The sequence below is a fragment of the Flagellatimonas centrodinii genome (assembly GCF_016918765.2).
GTDB lineage: Bacteria > Pseudomonadota > Gammaproteobacteria > Nevskiales > Nevskiaceae > Polycyclovorans > Polycyclovorans centrodinii.
Map to the genome: position 1 here is coordinate 2,891,483 of NZ_CP092104.1, position 13,680 is coordinate 2,905,162.

Below are 13,680 nucleotides of genomic sequence, written 5' to 3' on the forward strand. Positions count from 1 at the left end.
TTATGTTCACCGGAATCATCGAATGCCTCGGGGCCATACGCCGCATCGAACAGGTCGGCGGCGACGTCCGTATGACCATTGCCGCGCCCGGCTACCTGGAAGGCAGCCAGTTGGGTGACAGTATTGCCGTCAATGGCGTCTGTCTGACCGCGACCGCCTTCGACGGCGATGCCTTTGTCGCCGACCTGTCATCGGAAACCCTGGATGCCACTACGGCGCGGCAGTGGCAATCGGGCGATCCGGTCAACCTGGAGCGCGCATTGACGCCCGCCAAACCGCTGGGGGGACACATGGTGTCCGGCCATGTCGACGGTGTCGGCACCTTGGTCGACCTGCAGGAAGACGCGCGCTCCTGGCGGCTGCGTTTCGAGGCGCCGCCGGCGTTGGCACACTACATCGCTCGCAAGGGCTCGATCACCATCGACGGCATCAGCCTCACGGTCAACGATGTCGACGGCTGCCGCTTCGGCGTTAACATCATTCCGCAAACCTGGACGCACACCACCCTGGGGCGGCGCGCGGTCGGCGACCCCGTCAACCTGGAAGTGGACCTGATCGCGCGCTACCTGGAACGGTTGCTCACTGCACGAGAAACGACATGAATGCTCCGACCCCGCCGTCCGCCGAACCGACCGTCGTCGCCAGTTCCGAGACGCTGATCGAGGAGATCCGCGCCGGCCGCATGGTCATCCTCATGGACGACGAAGACCGCGAGAACGAAGGCGACCTGGTCATGGCCGCCGATTGCGTGCGCGCTGAAGACATCAACTTCATGGCCCGTTTTGGCCGGGGCCTGATCTGCCTGACGCTGACCCAGGAAAAGTGCCGCGACCTGCGGTTGCCGCTCATGGTGCGCGACAACGGTACGTCATTTGCCACCAATTTCACGGTTTCAATCGAAGCGGCCGAAGGGGTGACCACCGGCATTTCGGCGCATGACCGGGCGCACACCGTGCGTACGGCCGTGCGCGAAGACGCGCGTCCGGAAGATCTGGTGCAGCCCGGCCACATCTTTCCCTTGATGGCGCAGCGCGGCGGTGTACTCACCCGTGCCGGCCATACCGAGGCGGGCTGCGACCTGGCGCGGCTTTCAGGCCGGGTTCCGGCTGCGGTGATTGTCGAGATCCTAAACGAAGACGGCACCATGGCCCGCAGGCCCGATCTCGAACGGTTCGCCCGCCAGCACAACATCAAGATGGGCACCATCGCCGATCTCATCCGCTATCGGCTCGACAACGAGCACACCGTGGAACGGGTGGCAGAAACCCAGGTGAACACCGAATTCGGACCGTTTCATCTGGTGACCTATCAGGACACCGTCGACAACACCATTCACATCGCGATGGTGAAAGGGGCCCCGAGCGCCGATCGACCAACGTTGGTGCGCGTGCATATCCGCAACAGCCTGTCCGATACCCTGGGCGTCCAGCACGATCACTTCAGTTGGCCGCTGCGCAATGCGCTGAAACGGGTCGCCGAGGAGGGCGAGGGGGTGGTCGTGGTACTGCGCAAGCCGGAGTCGGCGCGCGAACTGGTGCAGCAGGTGGTGTCGTTGCACAAGCAGCATGCCGAAGAGCCCCATACCGACGAACGGCAGGTGCTGCGCACCTACGGCATCGGCGCGCAAATTCTCTCTGACCTCGGAGTGCGTAAGATGCGCGTCCTGTCGGCGCCCAAGCGCATGCAGGGCATCTCCGGCTTCGGGCTGGAAGTGGTCGAATACGTGGCCTGTGATTGAGCGGTTCCATCCAGCGGGGGAGCACCACCATGCAAAAGTCGGGATATGAAGCACCGGAAGTACCGAATGCGGGCGAGCTGGAGGACGTTATCGTCGCCATCGTCGCCACCCGCTGGAACACCGAAATCGTCGAAGCACTGATTGACGGTGCCCGCGAATGCCTGCTCGACTGGGGTGTTCTGGCCGACAACATCATCGAGCATCGGGTGCCGGGAGCGTTCGAGATCCCGTTGGCGGTTTCGATGTTGGCCGAACAGGACGACGTTGATGCCGTGGTCGCGGTCGGCGCCGTGATCCGTGGCGATACCCCGCATTTCGATTTCGTGGCCGGCGAATGCGCACGCGGCCTGATGACGGTACAGCTGCGCGAGCAGTTGCCGATCGGCTTCGGTGTGCTCACCGTCAACACCGTTGAACAGGCAGAGGAACGTGCCGGCCCGGGAGCCGACAACAAGGGCTATGAGGCCGCTGCCGCGGCGCTGGAGATGCTCCGCCTGTCACGGGAGCTGCTGTGACGGAGGCGACCCCTTCGCACAGCCGCCGCGGCCTGGCACGGCGTCTCGCCATGCAGGCCCTCTACCAGTGGCTTCTCAACGAGGCGCCGCCCGGGCAGCTGCTTCGGCAGTTTCACGAACAGGATGAAGGTCTCGGGCGGGCCGACCCTGCCTATTTCGAGGCGTTGCTTAACGGTATCGTCGAAGCCGCACCGGTGCTGACCGTGGCACTGGCGCCGCATCTTGATCGTCCCTTGCAGCAACTCGATCCGGTTGAACATGCGGTGTTGCTGATCGGCGCCTACGAGCTGATGTTCAAGCCCGAAGTGCCGTGGAAGGTGTGCGTCAACGAAGCTGTCAACCTGGCCAAGATGTTCGGCGCCGAAGATGGCTACAAGTTCGTCAATGGCGTGCTCGACAAGCTGGCCCGTGAGCAGCGGATGGCGGAGGTTGCGGCGCGCTGACATGCGCGAGTTCGATCTCATCCGTACCCACTTCGGCACCCGTGGCGGTACCCGCCCGGAAGTCCTGCTGGGAATCGGCGATGACACCGCGCTGCTCGATCCGCCTGCCGGTCAGATCTGGAGCTGGTCGATCGATACGCTGGTGGAGGGCGTACATTTCGCCGCCACTGACGCGGCTGCCGACGTCGGCTGGAAAGCACTCGCCGTAAATTTGTCTGATCTTGCCGCCATGGGCGCGGCTCCCGTCAGCGCGCTGCTGGCGCTGACCCTGCCGGTGGCCGATGACGACTGGCTGGCGGGCTTCTCAGACGGTTTCGCTGCGATGGCGGCGCACCATGGCGTGGTGCTGGCGGGTGGGGACACCACGCGCGGACCGCGCAGCATCAGCGTCACGGTTTTGGGTACGCTACCCGCCGATCAGGCACTGCGCCGCGACGGTGCGCAGGTCGGTGATGTCATCGCCGTGACCGGCACGCTCGGTGACGCCGCGTTGGCGCTGCAACTGGGCGCCGGCGCGCCGCCGAAGTTGCGTGCTCGACTGACCCGACCGGAACCGCGCGTCGCGGCCGGGCTGGCGCTACGCGGTTTGGCCAGCGCTGCCATCGACCTGTCCGACGGGCTGCTGGCCGATCTCGGCCACGTCATGTCTGCCAGCGGCACCGGGGCAGCCGTTCGCGTCGATTTGCTGCCGACATCAGCGGCCTTTCTTGATGCCGTCCCCGCGGGGCAGGCCACCGCCCTGCAGACATCGGGGGGTGACGACTACGAATTGTGTGTGTGCCTGCCGCCTGAGCGCGTGGCCGACGCGGTGGTCGCCTTGGCGGCGTTGTCGCTGCCGCTTACCGTCATCGGCCGCGTCTGCGTGGGGCAGGGTGACGTCAACCTGCTGCACGCCGATGGCCGTGCCGTCGATCCCGGCCCTCGCGGCTATCAGCATTTCTGAAAAGTGATGAAAAATCCGCCGCTGCCGACTCGATTGATCCTGTTCACGCCGGTCCACCTGCTGGCCTTCGGTTTTGGAGCCGGGCTGGCGCCGCGCGCGCCCGGGACGGTTGGCACCTTGGTGGGCATTCCGTTTGCACTGGCGGTCATCGCCATGCCGCCGTTACAGATGGTGGTGGCGCTGGCGTTTCTGATCGGCGCGGGGATCTACCTCTGTGGCGAGAGCGCGCGCTTGCTCGGCGTTCACGACCACGGCGGCATCGTCTTTGACGAGATCGTTGGGTATGTCATCGCCTGTCTGCCGTTGATGCCGATACTGCGCCCGGAGGGGCTGTCACTTGTGGTCGGCTTGCTCTTGGCCTTCGGCCTGTTCCGCTTCTTTGACATCGTCAAGCCGTGGCCGATTCGCTGGCTTGATCGCCACGTTCATGGTGGACTCGGGATCATGGTCGACGACCTGCTGGCCGGGGTGTTCGCGGCTGTGATCCTGTACGTCGGTAATCTTGCGTATTCTTGATTATATCTCGTCAAAGCTTCATTCTGACGCGAATATCGGCGCCGATATGCGTTTGCCGGTAACCATAGTTACGGAGGAGTCTGGACAATGAAACCGCTGCGAATCGGTTGTGCCTCGGCGTTCTGGGGCGATACCAACAGCGCCGCCGAGCAGCTGGTGACACGGGGGGAGATCGACGTCCTGGTGTTCGACTACCTGGCCGAGATCACCATGTCGATTCTCGCCGCCAAGCGCATGCGCGACCCCAGCGCCGGCTTTGCCAATGATTTCGTCGATCACGTGATGGCGCCCTTGCTGCCGGAAATCCACCGTCGCGGCATCCGCGTGGTCGCCAATGCCGGCGGCGTGAATCCGCTAGCCTGCAAGGCGGCGCTGGAAGCGGTGGCCGAGAAGGCGGGGATCCCGCTAACGGTCGGTGTGGTGTTGGGCGATGATCTGCTGGCGCGGAAGCGGGAGTTTACTGATGCGGTTCATCTCGATGATCCCGCGCAGCCGCTGCCCGCCACGCTGGTGTCGATGAATGCATACCTCGGCGCCATCCCCATCGCCGAGGCGCTGCGTGCCGGCGCTGATGTCGTGATTACCGGCCGCTGTGTCGATTCCGCGGTTGTGCTGGGGCCGCTGATGGCGCATTTCGACTGGGCCCCGGACGACTACGACCGACTCGCCTCTGGCAGTCTGGCCGGCCACATTCTCGAGTGTGGCGCGCAGTGCACCGGTGGCAACTTCACAGATTGGGAAAGCGTATCCGCGGGCTATGCCGACATGGGCTTCCCGATTGCCGAATGTGCCGCTGACGGGGGCTTCATCGTTACCAAGCCCGAGGGCACCGGGGGGCGGGTGACTGCGCATACTGTGGGCGAGCAGATGCTCTATGAGATTGGCGACCCGCGCGCCTACCTGCTGCCCGACGTCACCTGCGATTTTACTGCCGTAACGCTTTCTGACCTCGGCGATGATCGGGTGTCGGTGTCCGGGGTGAAAGGTCAAGCCCCCACCCATCAGTACAAGGTGAGCGCCACCTATCCCGCCGGGCTGCGCTGTGTCGCGATGTTCATGATCGGGGGGATCGATGCGGCGCGAAAGGGCCGTGCCAGCGCCAGCGCGGTGGTCGAGAAGGTCCGGCGCCAGCTGCTGGCTACGGGGCTGGCTGATTTCACCGGCGTCGACATCCACTGCATCGGCGCTGAAGAAAGCTACGGCCCCCACGCGCGGCCGGCAGCGGTGGCGACCCGTGAGGTGGTGGTCAAGATTGCCGTGCAGCATCCCAATCCCAGGGCGCTGAAGCTGTTTTCCCGCGAAATTGCACAGGCGGCGACCGCCATGGCGCCGGGGTTCACCGGCTACTTCAGCGGTGGGCGCCCCGAGCCGAGCATGGTGCCGCGCCTGTTTTCCACCCTGGTGCCGAAATCGAGTGTCCCGGTTGAGATTGTCGTGGGGGCGAGCCGACGGCCGGTGACGCTGCCGACAGCCGGCGGCTGGCAAGGCGCAGGGCCCGAACCCGTGCAGGCGCCTGCAGTGGATACCGACACCACGGTGCCGCTGATCCGCCTGGCCCTGGCACGTTCCGGGGACAAGGGGGACCACGCCAATATTGGCGTCATCGCGCGTGACCCGGCGTATCTGCCGTACCTGGCAGCGGCGCTGACGCCCAGGGCAGTGGCCGGTTGGTTTGCCCACGTCCTACGCGATGGCGCCAATGCCGCTGTCCAGCGGTGGGCCCTGCCCGGCACGCACAGTTTCAATTTTCTGCTGCCCCATGCCCTGGGTGGAGGCGGTGCGGCTTCGCTACGCACCGACCCGCAAGGCAAGGCGTTTGCGCAGATGTTGCTCGAATATCCGGTGCCGATCGCTACATCAGTCCTGAAATAGGGTGTCCGCGGTTGCCGCCAGCGGCCTCTGCGGGGAAAATCCTGTGCCGTAGCCTTGCGCCCATGAGCTCATGAACGACCTACAACCGCTGATCGACAACAATGCCCGCTGGGCCGACGCCACCGTTGCCCGCGACCCCGAGTTCTTCAAGCGGCTGCAGCGACAGCAGGCACCGGAGTACTTGTGGATCGGCTGCTCAGATTCACGGGTCCCTGCCAACGAGATTGTCGGCATGGCACCGGGCGAGCTGTTCGTGCATCGCAATGTCGCCAACGTGGTGCCGCATTCGGATGTCAACTGCCAGTCAGTGATCCAGTTCGCGGTCGACGCACTCAAGATCAAGCACATCATGGTGGTCGGCCATTACGGCTGTGCCGGCGTGCAGATGGCGCTGGAAGGTCGGCGCAGCCAGGGGGTCGCCGATTACTGGCTGGGGCACATCCGTGATGTCGCCTCACGTTACAAGCCGTTGCTGGAAGCCGAGCCCGATGCTCGGCATCGCGCGTCGCTGTTGGTGGAACTCAATGTGCTGGAGCAGGCCATCAACGTCAGCCATTCGGCGGTGGTGCAGGATGCCTGGGCGCGTGGCCAGCAGCTGTCGGTGCACGGCTGGGTCTACAGCCTCGGGGACGGTCGGGTACGCCAGTTGGGGCTGTCGGCCGAAGGTCCCGAGGCGGTCAAAGGGCTGCGCGAGATGGCCCTGGAACGGATTCTCGAGGCCCGCTCACGGCATCGGGCGACCGCGCAGACAGCACGGTCTGGCGCGTGACACTTTGAGGCTGCGGCCTCAGACCCCTTACAATAGAGGGCTTGCACCCAGCCCACCCCTGCCTGATTCGAGGTTATCCCCAGAACCATGAGCATCGAACGTGACGTGATGGAATACGACGTGGTCGTCGTTGGCGCCGGCCCGGCCGGCCTGGCGGCGGCGATTCGTCTCAAGCAGAAGGCTGCAGAAGCCGGTCAGGAACTGGGTGTCTGTCTCGTCGAAAAGGGTTCGGAAGTGGGGGCCCACATCCTTTCCGGCGCCGTTTTCGAGCCTCGCGCGCTGAATGAACTGTTCCCCGACTGGAAGGACAAGGGCGCGCCGCTCAAGGCCGCGGTCACCGGTGATGAGATGCATCTGCTGCGCTCGCCCACCAGTGCCATCAAGATGCCCAACTGGATGGTCCCCAAGACCATGCACAACCACGGCAACTACGTCATTTCGCTGGGCGCGTTGTGTCGCTGGCTCGGTGAGCAGGCCGAAGCCCTGGGCGTCGAGATTTACCCCGGGTTTGCCGCGCAGGAAACGCTGATTGACGAAAACGGCGTGGTGCGCGGCATTCAGGTTGGCGATATGGGCATCACCCGTGATGGCGAACAGAAGGGTGATTTCGCGCCCGGCATCGAGTTGCGCGCTAAGTACACCCTGTTTGCTGAAGGCTGCCGCGGTCATCTCGGCAAGCGGCTGATTAAACAGTACAAGCTCGATGACGAGGCTGATCCGCAGCATTACGGCATTGGCATCAAGGAAGTCTGGGAGATCCCGGCCGACAAGCATCAGGAAGGCCTGGTGGTACACGGCGCCGGCTGGCCGCTGGACGACAACAACCCGGGCGGCTGGTTTCTCTACCATGCCGACAAGCAGCAGGTGTATGTCGGGTTGATTGTCGATCTTTCCTACGAGAACCCCTGGTTGTCGCCGTTCGACGAATTCCAGCGGCTCAAGCACCACCCGGTGCTGGCCAAGCATCTGGAGGGCGGCAAGCGCCTCAGCTACGGGGCCCGCGCCATCAGCAAGGGCGGTTTCAATTCACTGCCGAAGATGGTGTTTCCGGGCGGCGCTCTGATTGGCTGCGACCTGGGCACCATGAATTTCTCCAAGATCAAAGGCAGCCACACCGCGTTGAAGAGCGGCATGCTCGCCGGCGAAGCCTATGCCGATGCGCTGCTCAAGGGCGCCGAAGGCGGGGATGCATTGCAGGCCTATCCCGAGGCGTTCAAGTCCAGCTGGCTGTGGGACGAGCTGTATCGCAGCCGCAACTTCGGTCCGGCAATTCACAAGTTTGGTGCGGTGCTTGGTGGTGCCATCAATTTCATCGACCAGAACATCTTCAACGGTAAGGCGCCGTGGACCCTCCACGACCGCACGCCGGACTACGCCACCCTGGCCCCGGCCAGTGACGCCCCGCGGATCGACTATCCGAAGCCGGACGGAAAGCTCAGCTTTGACAAGTTGTCCTCGGTGTTTCTGTCGTCGACCAACCATGAGGAAGATCAGCCGGTTCACCTGCAGCTGACCGACCCCAGCATTCCCATCGCCAACAACCTGCCGATGTATGCCGAGCCGGCGCAGCGTTACTGCCCGGCCGGTGTCTACGAGGTCGTGGGCGAGGGCAGCGAGCAGCGCTTCCAGATCAACGCGCAGAACTGCGTGCACTGCAAGACCTGCGACATCAAGGACCCTGCCCAGAACATCACCTGGGTGGCGCCGGAAGGCGGCGGTGGTCCCAACTATGCCGGCATGTAAGTCCGGCTTTTCCCTCCAAGAATGACCCACTTTTGATCCAGTAGAGAGGCCCATGAAAGCACTCGTTAGCGTCAAGCGCGCCGTGGACTACAACGTCCGCATCCAGGTCAAGCCCGATGGTTCGGGCGTGGTCACCGATGGCGTCAAGCATTCAATGAACCCGTTCGATGAAATCGCCATGGAAGAGGCGGTACGCTTGAAGGAAAAGGGCGTGGTCAGCGAAATCATTGCCGTGACCATCGGCGGGCAGAAGAACGAAGAAACCTTGCGCACTGCGCTGGCGTTTGGCGCTACCCGCGCCATCCACGTCAAGGAAGACGGTGACATCCAGCCGTTGACCGCCGCGCGTGCCCTGGCTGCCGTGTTCAAGAAGGAAGAAGCGCAGGTGCTGTTCTGCGGCAAGCAGGCCATCGATGACGATGCCAACCAGACCGGGCAGATGACTGCCGCGCTGCTCGACGCACCGCAAGCAACGTTTGCCTCCAAGGTGGAAATCGCCGACGGCAAGGCCACTGTGACCCGCGAAGTGGATGCCGGCCTCGAAACGCTCGAAGTGGACCTGCCGGCAGTGATCACCACTGACCTGCGTCTCAACGAGCCGCGCTACCTCAAGCTGCCGGACATCATGAAGGCCAAGCGCGTGCAGATCGAAGCGACCAGCTTCGCCGACCTTGGCGTTGAAGCCGCCGCTGCCGTCACCGTCACCAAGACCGCGCCACCGCCGACCCGCTCGAAGGGCGTCATGGTCAAGACCGTCGACGAACTCGCCACCATGCTCAAAGAAAAGGGCCTGGTCTAAATCGTATTTTCGTGCGGGGCGCGGCCGGCTGGCTGCGGCGCCCGCGCATCAAGGAGTCAACAGATGAGCAAGATTCTGGTAGTGGCCGACCATGCAGACGGCAAGCTCAACGCCGGTGTGGCGAAGACGATGTCCGCTGCCCAGCAGATCGGCGGTGAAGTCGACGTGCTGGTGTTGTCGACCGATGGCAAGGCCGTGGCCGAGCAGGCTGCCAAGCTGGCGGGCGTGAGCAAGGTGCTGGTGGCCGACAATGCGGCCAACGGCAACCCGGTGGCCGCCCTCCTGGCGCCGCAGATCGTGGAAGTGGCGAAGGGCGGTTACAGCCATGTGCTGGTGTCCGGCAACACCTACGGCAAGGACCTCGCCCCGCGCGTCGCCGCGCTGCTGGGCGTGCCGCAGATTTCCGACGTCATGGCGGTGCACAGTGCCACCAGCTTTGACCGGCCGATCTACGCCGGCAACGCCATCACCACCGTCGAAGCGCCGGCCGGCACTCTCGTCGCGACCGTGCGGCTGGCCTCGTTCAACGCGGTTGCCGCCGATGGCAACGCTGCCGTCGAAGCCGTGAGCATCAATGCCACGTTGCCCAGCCACACTCGCTTCAAGGGCCTGGCAGCGCAGAAGTCCGAGCGCCCCGACCTGCAGAGTGCCGGCCGCGTGGTGTCCGGTGGTCGTGCCCTGGGATCGTCGGAGAACTTCAAGGTGATCTTCGACTTCGCCGACAAGATCGGCGCTGGTGTCGGTGCCTCGCGTGCCGCGGTCGACTCCGGCTACGTGCCCAACGACATGCAGGTGGGGCAGACCGGCAAGATCATCGCGCCCGAGCTGTACATCGCCTGCGGCATCTCCGGCGCCATTCAGCATCTTGCCGGCATCAAGGATGCCAAGACCATCGTCGCCATCAACAAGGATGAGGAAGCCCCCATCTTCGAGGTGGCCGACATCGGCCTGGTGGGCGACCTGTTCACGGTGTTGCCGGAGCTGCAGAGCAAGCTGTAATGGCTCAGCGGTAACTACGTTTGATACAAAGGCCGGGCAACCGGCCTTTGTCATTTCTGAAGGAAACAACATGGCTTACCAGAGCGTATTTGCCCCCGGCCTGTTCGACGGCCGGGTCATCGTCATCACCGGTGGGGGGTCCGGCATCGGTCGCTGTGTCGCCCACGAGCTGGCCGCCCTCGGCGCCACCGTGCTCATCACCGGTCGCAAGGTGGAGAAGCTGGAGGCGACGGTCGCCGAGATTGTCGAGGATGGCGGCAAGGCCGCGCACTACAGCTTCGATATCCGCGACGAGGACGCGGTGAAAGCGGCGGTGAAGCAGATGCTCGCCGACCACGGCGCCATTCACGGCCTGGTCAACAACGCCGGCGGCCAGTACCCGATGCCACTGGAAATGATCGGCAAGAAGGGCTGGGAAGCGGTGGTGGCCAACAACCTCACTGGCGGCTTCCTGATGGCGCGCGAGTGCTACACCCAGCACTTCAAGAAGAACGGCGGTGCCATCGTCAACATGCTGGCCGACATGTGGGGCGGCATGCCAGGCATGGGGCACTCCGGTGCGGCCCGCGCCGGCATGCTCAATTTCACCGAGACCGCCGCCATCGAATGGGGCGTGGCCGGGGTACGTGTCAACGCCGTGGCGCCGGGCTACGTCGCCAGCTCCGGCATGGACCACTACGATCCCAGCTTCGCCAAGGAGGTCATCCCCAAGCTCAGCGGCATCGCCCCGCTCAAGCGCATGGCGGAAGAAGCTGAAGTGAGCGCCGCCATCGTCTTTCTGCTGTCACCGGGGGCCGCCTTCATCACCGGAACCTGTGTCAAGATCGACGGCGGGTCCGGCCTCAACCCCAAGGCTTTCCCCCTGCAGGACCATGATCGCTCGAAGCCCTACACCGGCTTCCACCGCGCGTTCAAGCCAAAAGCTGTCAAATAAAGGAAGAGAACCGACATGCCCGCCGCCAAGCCGAAACCCGTAGCCACCACGACCACCCGGAAAGCCCCGTCCCCGAAAGCCAAAGCCACGTCCGTCGCAAGCGGCGCCGGCTCCAGGGCCCAGGCGCTGCTGGATGCGCATGTGGCGTGGTGGCAAGACCGGCTCACGGACGATGCGGCGCTTGAGGCCTGGATGCGTGCCGAGCTGGACCGGATCCTGGCGGACGCCGCCAAGCTGAAGCTGAAAGAAGCCGTGAGCGCCGCCCAGGTGCGTGGCGTGGCCAAGCGCTATGCCGTGGACCTGGACCTCAAGGGCGGCATCCCCGAGCTGGTCAGCAACGTCGCCAACGCGCTCTATGCCAGTCCCGCGCATGACAAGACCAAAGTGGTCGACGTGTTGCCGGAGGCCCACTTTATCGACATGCTCGACAAAAGCCTGGAACTGGAAAGCCTGCGCGGCGACCTGGTGCGGGGCATCGCCAGCACCCCCATCTTCACCGCCTTCGCCTCCGACCTGCTCTATAACGGCATCCGCGACTATGTCGCCACCCAGAGCGAAGCCGCCCAGCGCATCCCCGGCGCGAGCTCGATGATGAAACTGGGCAAGAGTGTGCTCAGCCGCGCCCGCCCGGATCTGGAGCAGTCGGTCGAGCAGGGCCTGCGCAGATACATCAGTCGCACCGTGGAAGCCACCGCCCATCAGAGCGCCGAACTCCTGATCAAGCGACTCGACAACCGAACGCTGCGTGGCATGGCGCTGGAGATCTGGCAGGGCCTCAAGCACGCACCGGTCGGCCACTTCAAGCGCGAGATCCGCCAGCTCGATCTGGAAGAGTTCTTCGTGCTCGGCTACGCCTACTGGGGCGACCTGCGCAAGAGCAAGTACTTCGTCGCCCTGCTGGATGCCGGCATCGACAGCTTCTATAGCCAGTATGGCGGCGAAACGCTGACAACCCTGCTGGACGATCTCGGCATCACGCCCGACATGATGATCGACGAAGGCATGCGTTTCGCACCGCCCGTCATCAAGCTGCTGGCGAAGAAGAAGATGCTGGAGCCCACCATTCGCCGGCAGCTGGCGGATTTCTATGCCTCGCCGGCAGTCGCGGAGATTCTGGGCGGGTAGGGGAACGGCGCACCACCCGATGGAAGGCGCTGGGGCCTAATGGTCTAGCGCCATCCACAGGGCCATCGCGATCATCATCAGGTTCTCGGTGAGCGAGACGAATCCCAGTGGCACGTTGCTGTTGCCGCCGACACAGGCGCACTTGAGTTCCCGCCGGTCCACATAGACCGCCTTGACCACCGAGATCGCACCGACGCAGCCGATGAACAATGCAACCGGGACTGAAAGCCAGTTAAGTGCGCCCGCCACCATCAATACGCCGGCGCCGCCCTCGGCCACCGGATAGAGATAGCTGTAGGGCACCCAGCGCTTCGCCAGCAGGTCATAGTTGAGAAACATGGAAGAAAAGGTTTCCACGTTCTGCAACTTGAGCAGGGCCAGCACCACCATGGAAAAAGCAACGAACCACTCTGCCGTCTGCACCGTGAACGGGGCGCCGAAAGCCGAAGTGCTGGCGGCCAGAGCCATCAACGCGGTGAGGCTGAACAGGGCGATGATCGGGCGATAGCTGGGCGCATCGGGCCGGCGCACCGGCTTCCCCAGCAGGCGGCGCAGGTCGTCGGTGCCGCCGATGCGTCGGCCGTCGATGAACACCTGCGGCGTGGTCGTCACCCCATGTTCGGCCTTGAAGGCTTCGGTCTGCTCGCGTGAGGTCAAGTGATGGTCATTCACCCCATAGCCCGCCTGCCGCAACAGATGAAGCGCCTTTAGGCCATGTGGGCACTGGTGTTTCGGCATCACCATTCGGTACAGGTCGGCGGATTTGAGGGTCATTGGAAGTCTCCTTGAGCTTTCGGATCAGTCACTCTAAGGTCCGTACCATGGTACGGAGTCAAGTCCGCAACGGGTACACCATCGGCGGGTTGGCCGCGGCGGCTACCGTGGGCGTGGAAACCATCCGCTTCTATCAGCGCAAGATGTTGCTGCCGATTCCGCCGAAGGGGGCCGGCTCCCGCCGTTATGGCGAGACCGACCTGCGCCGCTTGCGCTTCATCAGACATGCGCAGCGCGCAGGGTTCAGTCTGGACGAGATCAGGACGCTGCTGGCGCTGGATGCCAGCCAGGACCGACGCCGGGTCCGCGACATGGCCGATGTCCGAATCGCCGCATTGGATGCGCGGATCGAGGCCCTGCAGGCGGCGCGAAATGCGCTGCAGCGGCTCGCGTTGCAATGCGCCGCGGGCGATCGTGGCTCTTGTCCCATTCTCGACGCCTTCGATCATCCGTCCGATCGCAACTGAAGACGGTGGCCCCGTGGTGAATGCCTGTCGAGGCTGTCAGACT

Annotated in this window: 15 protein-coding genes; 14 read left to right on the forward strand and 1 reads right to left on the reverse strand. The window is 64.2% G+C overall.

Features of this window, described 5'->3' with window-relative positions:
• Window positions 1–2 precede the first annotated feature (2 nt).
• From JN531_RS13925 to JN531_RS13985, 13 genes are all read left to right on the forward strand, one after another.
• Complete coding sequence (locus JN531_RS13925) at window positions 3–602, forward strand: riboflavin synthase (RefSeq protein WP_228349462.1); 600 nt, start codon at window positions 3–5, stop codon at window positions 600–602.
• Complete coding sequence (gene ribBA / locus JN531_RS13930; protein WP_228349463.1) at window positions 599–1,738, forward strand: bifunctional 3,4-dihydroxy-2-butanone-4-phosphate synthase/GTP cyclohydrolase II; 1,140 nt, start codon at window positions 599–601, stop codon at window positions 1,736–1,738. The genes JN531_RS13925 and ribBA overlap by 4 nt, the downstream gene beginning before the upstream one ends.
• Window positions 1,739–1,767: 29 nt before the next feature.
• A complete protein-coding gene (ribH, locus tag JN531_RS13935) occupies window positions 1,768–2,253 on the forward strand; it encodes a 6,7-dimethyl-8-ribityllumazine synthase (RefSeq protein ID WP_228349464.1) in 486 nt (161 codons plus the stop codon).
• Window positions 2,250–2,696, forward strand: a complete 447-nt coding sequence (gene nusB / locus JN531_RS13940) for a transcription antitermination factor NusB (RefSeq protein ID WP_228349465.1) — start codon at window positions 2,250–2,252, stop codon at window positions 2,694–2,696. The genes ribH and nusB overlap by 4 nt, the downstream gene beginning before the upstream one ends.
• Window position 2,697: 1 nt before the next feature.
• A complete protein-coding gene (gene thiL, locus JN531_RS13945; RefSeq protein ID WP_228349466.1) occupies window positions 2,698–3,639 on the forward strand; it encodes a thiamine-phosphate kinase in 942 nt (313 codons plus the stop codon).
• Window positions 3,640–3,645: 6 nt separating this feature from the next.
• Window positions 3,646–4,155 (forward strand): phosphatidylglycerophosphatase A family protein, encoded by a 510-nt coding sequence (locus JN531_RS13950; protein ID WP_228349467.1) that lies wholly within the window; start codon window positions 3,646–3,648, stop codon window positions 4,153–4,155.
• A gap of 87 nt (window positions 4,156–4,242) precedes the next feature.
• Window positions 4,243–6,027, forward strand: coding sequence for an acyclic terpene utilization AtuA family protein (locus JN531_RS13955; RefSeq protein ID WP_228349468.1), 1,785 nt, complete (start codon window positions 4,243–4,245; stop codon window positions 6,025–6,027).
• Window positions 6,028–6,097: 70 nt separating this feature from the next.
• Entirely contained in the window at window positions 6,098–6,796 is a 699-nt protein-coding gene (locus JN531_RS13960) for a carbonic anhydrase (protein ID WP_228349469.1), read from the forward strand.
• A 93-nt stretch (window positions 6,797–6,889) separates the two neighbouring features.
• Complete coding sequence (locus tag JN531_RS13965) at window positions 6,890–8,539, forward strand: electron transfer flavoprotein-ubiquinone oxidoreductase (protein ID WP_366522441.1); 1,650 nt, start codon at window positions 6,890–6,892, stop codon at window positions 8,537–8,539.
• A 52-nt stretch (window positions 8,540–8,591) separates the two neighbouring features.
• Complete coding sequence (locus tag JN531_RS13970; RefSeq protein ID WP_228349471.1) at window positions 8,592–9,338, forward strand: electron transfer flavoprotein subunit beta/FixA family protein; 747 nt, start codon at window positions 8,592–8,594, stop codon at window positions 9,336–9,338.
• Between the two features lie 63 nt (window positions 9,339–9,401).
• Complete coding sequence (locus tag JN531_RS13975) at window positions 9,402–10,337, forward strand: electron transfer flavoprotein subunit alpha/FixB family protein (RefSeq protein WP_228349472.1); 936 nt, start codon at window positions 9,402–9,404, stop codon at window positions 10,335–10,337.
• A 70-nt stretch (window positions 10,338–10,407) separates the two neighbouring features.
• Window positions 10,408–11,271 carry an SDR family oxidoreductase gene (locus JN531_RS13980; RefSeq protein WP_228349473.1) on the forward strand — a complete coding sequence of 288 codons (864 nt, stop codon included), beginning with the start codon at window positions 10,408–10,410 and terminating at the stop codon, window positions 11,269–11,271.
• 15 nt (window positions 11,272–11,286) lie between these two features.
• Entirely contained in the window at window positions 11,287–12,396 is a 1,110-nt protein-coding gene (locus JN531_RS13985; protein WP_228349474.1) for a hypothetical protein, read from the forward strand.
• 36 nt (window positions 12,397–12,432) lie between these two features.
• Here the strand turns inward: JN531_RS13985 and JN531_RS13990 are convergent, their stop codons facing one another.
• A complete protein-coding gene (locus JN531_RS13990; protein WP_228349475.1) occupies window positions 12,433–13,170 on the reverse strand; it encodes a glutaredoxin family protein in 738 nt (245 codons plus the stop codon).
• A gap of 47 nt (window positions 13,171–13,217) precedes the next feature.
• Here JN531_RS13990 and JN531_RS13995 point away from each other — a divergent pair, with 47 nt between their 5' ends.
• A complete protein-coding gene (locus JN531_RS13995; RefSeq protein ID WP_228349476.1) occupies window positions 13,218–13,637 on the forward strand; it encodes a MerR family transcriptional regulator in 420 nt (139 codons plus the stop codon).
• Window positions 13,638–13,680 lie beyond the last annotated feature (43 nt).

What these genes read in the sequence shown, in the direction of transcription:
- JN531_RS13925 (WP_228349462.1), top strand. Translation starts at nt 3, where the DNA reads ATGTTCACCGGAATCATCGAATGCCTCGGGGCCATACGCCGCATCGAA.
- ribBA (WP_228349463.1), top strand. Translation starts at nt 599, where the DNA reads ATGAATGCTCCGACCCCGCCGTCCGCCGAACCGACCGTCGTCGCCAGT.
- ribH (WP_228349464.1), top strand. Translation starts at nt 1,768, where the DNA reads ATGCAAAAGTCGGGATATGAAGCACCGGAAGTACCGAATGCGGGCGAG.
- thiL (WP_228349466.1), top strand. Translation starts at nt 2,698, where the DNA reads ATGCGCGAGTTCGATCTCATCCGTACCCACTTCGGCACCCGTGGCGGT.
- JN531_RS13950 (WP_228349467.1), top strand. Translation starts at nt 3,646, where the DNA reads ATGAAAAATCCGCCGCTGCCGACTCGATTGATCCTGTTCACGCCGGTC.
- JN531_RS13955 (WP_228349468.1), top strand. Translation starts at nt 4,243, where the DNA reads ATGAAACCGCTGCGAATCGGTTGTGCCTCGGCGTTCTGGGGCGATACC.
- JN531_RS13960 (WP_228349469.1), top strand. Translation starts at nt 6,098, where the DNA reads ATGAACGACCTACAACCGCTGATCGACAACAATGCCCGCTGGGCCGAC.
- JN531_RS13970 (WP_228349471.1), top strand. Translation starts at nt 8,592, where the DNA reads ATGAAAGCACTCGTTAGCGTCAAGCGCGCCGTGGACTACAACGTCCGC.
- JN531_RS13975 (WP_228349472.1), top strand. Translation starts at nt 9,402, where the DNA reads ATGAGCAAGATTCTGGTAGTGGCCGACCATGCAGACGGCAAGCTCAAC.
- JN531_RS13980 (WP_228349473.1), top strand. Translation starts at nt 10,408, where the DNA reads ATGGCTTACCAGAGCGTATTTGCCCCCGGCCTGTTCGACGGCCGGGTC.
- JN531_RS13985 (WP_228349474.1), top strand. Translation starts at nt 11,287, where the DNA reads ATGCCCGCCGCCAAGCCGAAACCCGTAGCCACCACGACCACCCGGAAA.
- JN531_RS13990 (WP_228349475.1), bottom strand. Translation starts at nt 13,170, where the DNA reads ATGACCCTCAAATCCGCCGACCTGTACCGAATGGTGATGCCGAAACAC.
- JN531_RS13995 (WP_228349476.1), top strand. Translation starts at nt 13,218, where the DNA reads ATGGTACGGAGTCAAGTCCGCAACGGGTACACCATCGGCGGGTTGGCC.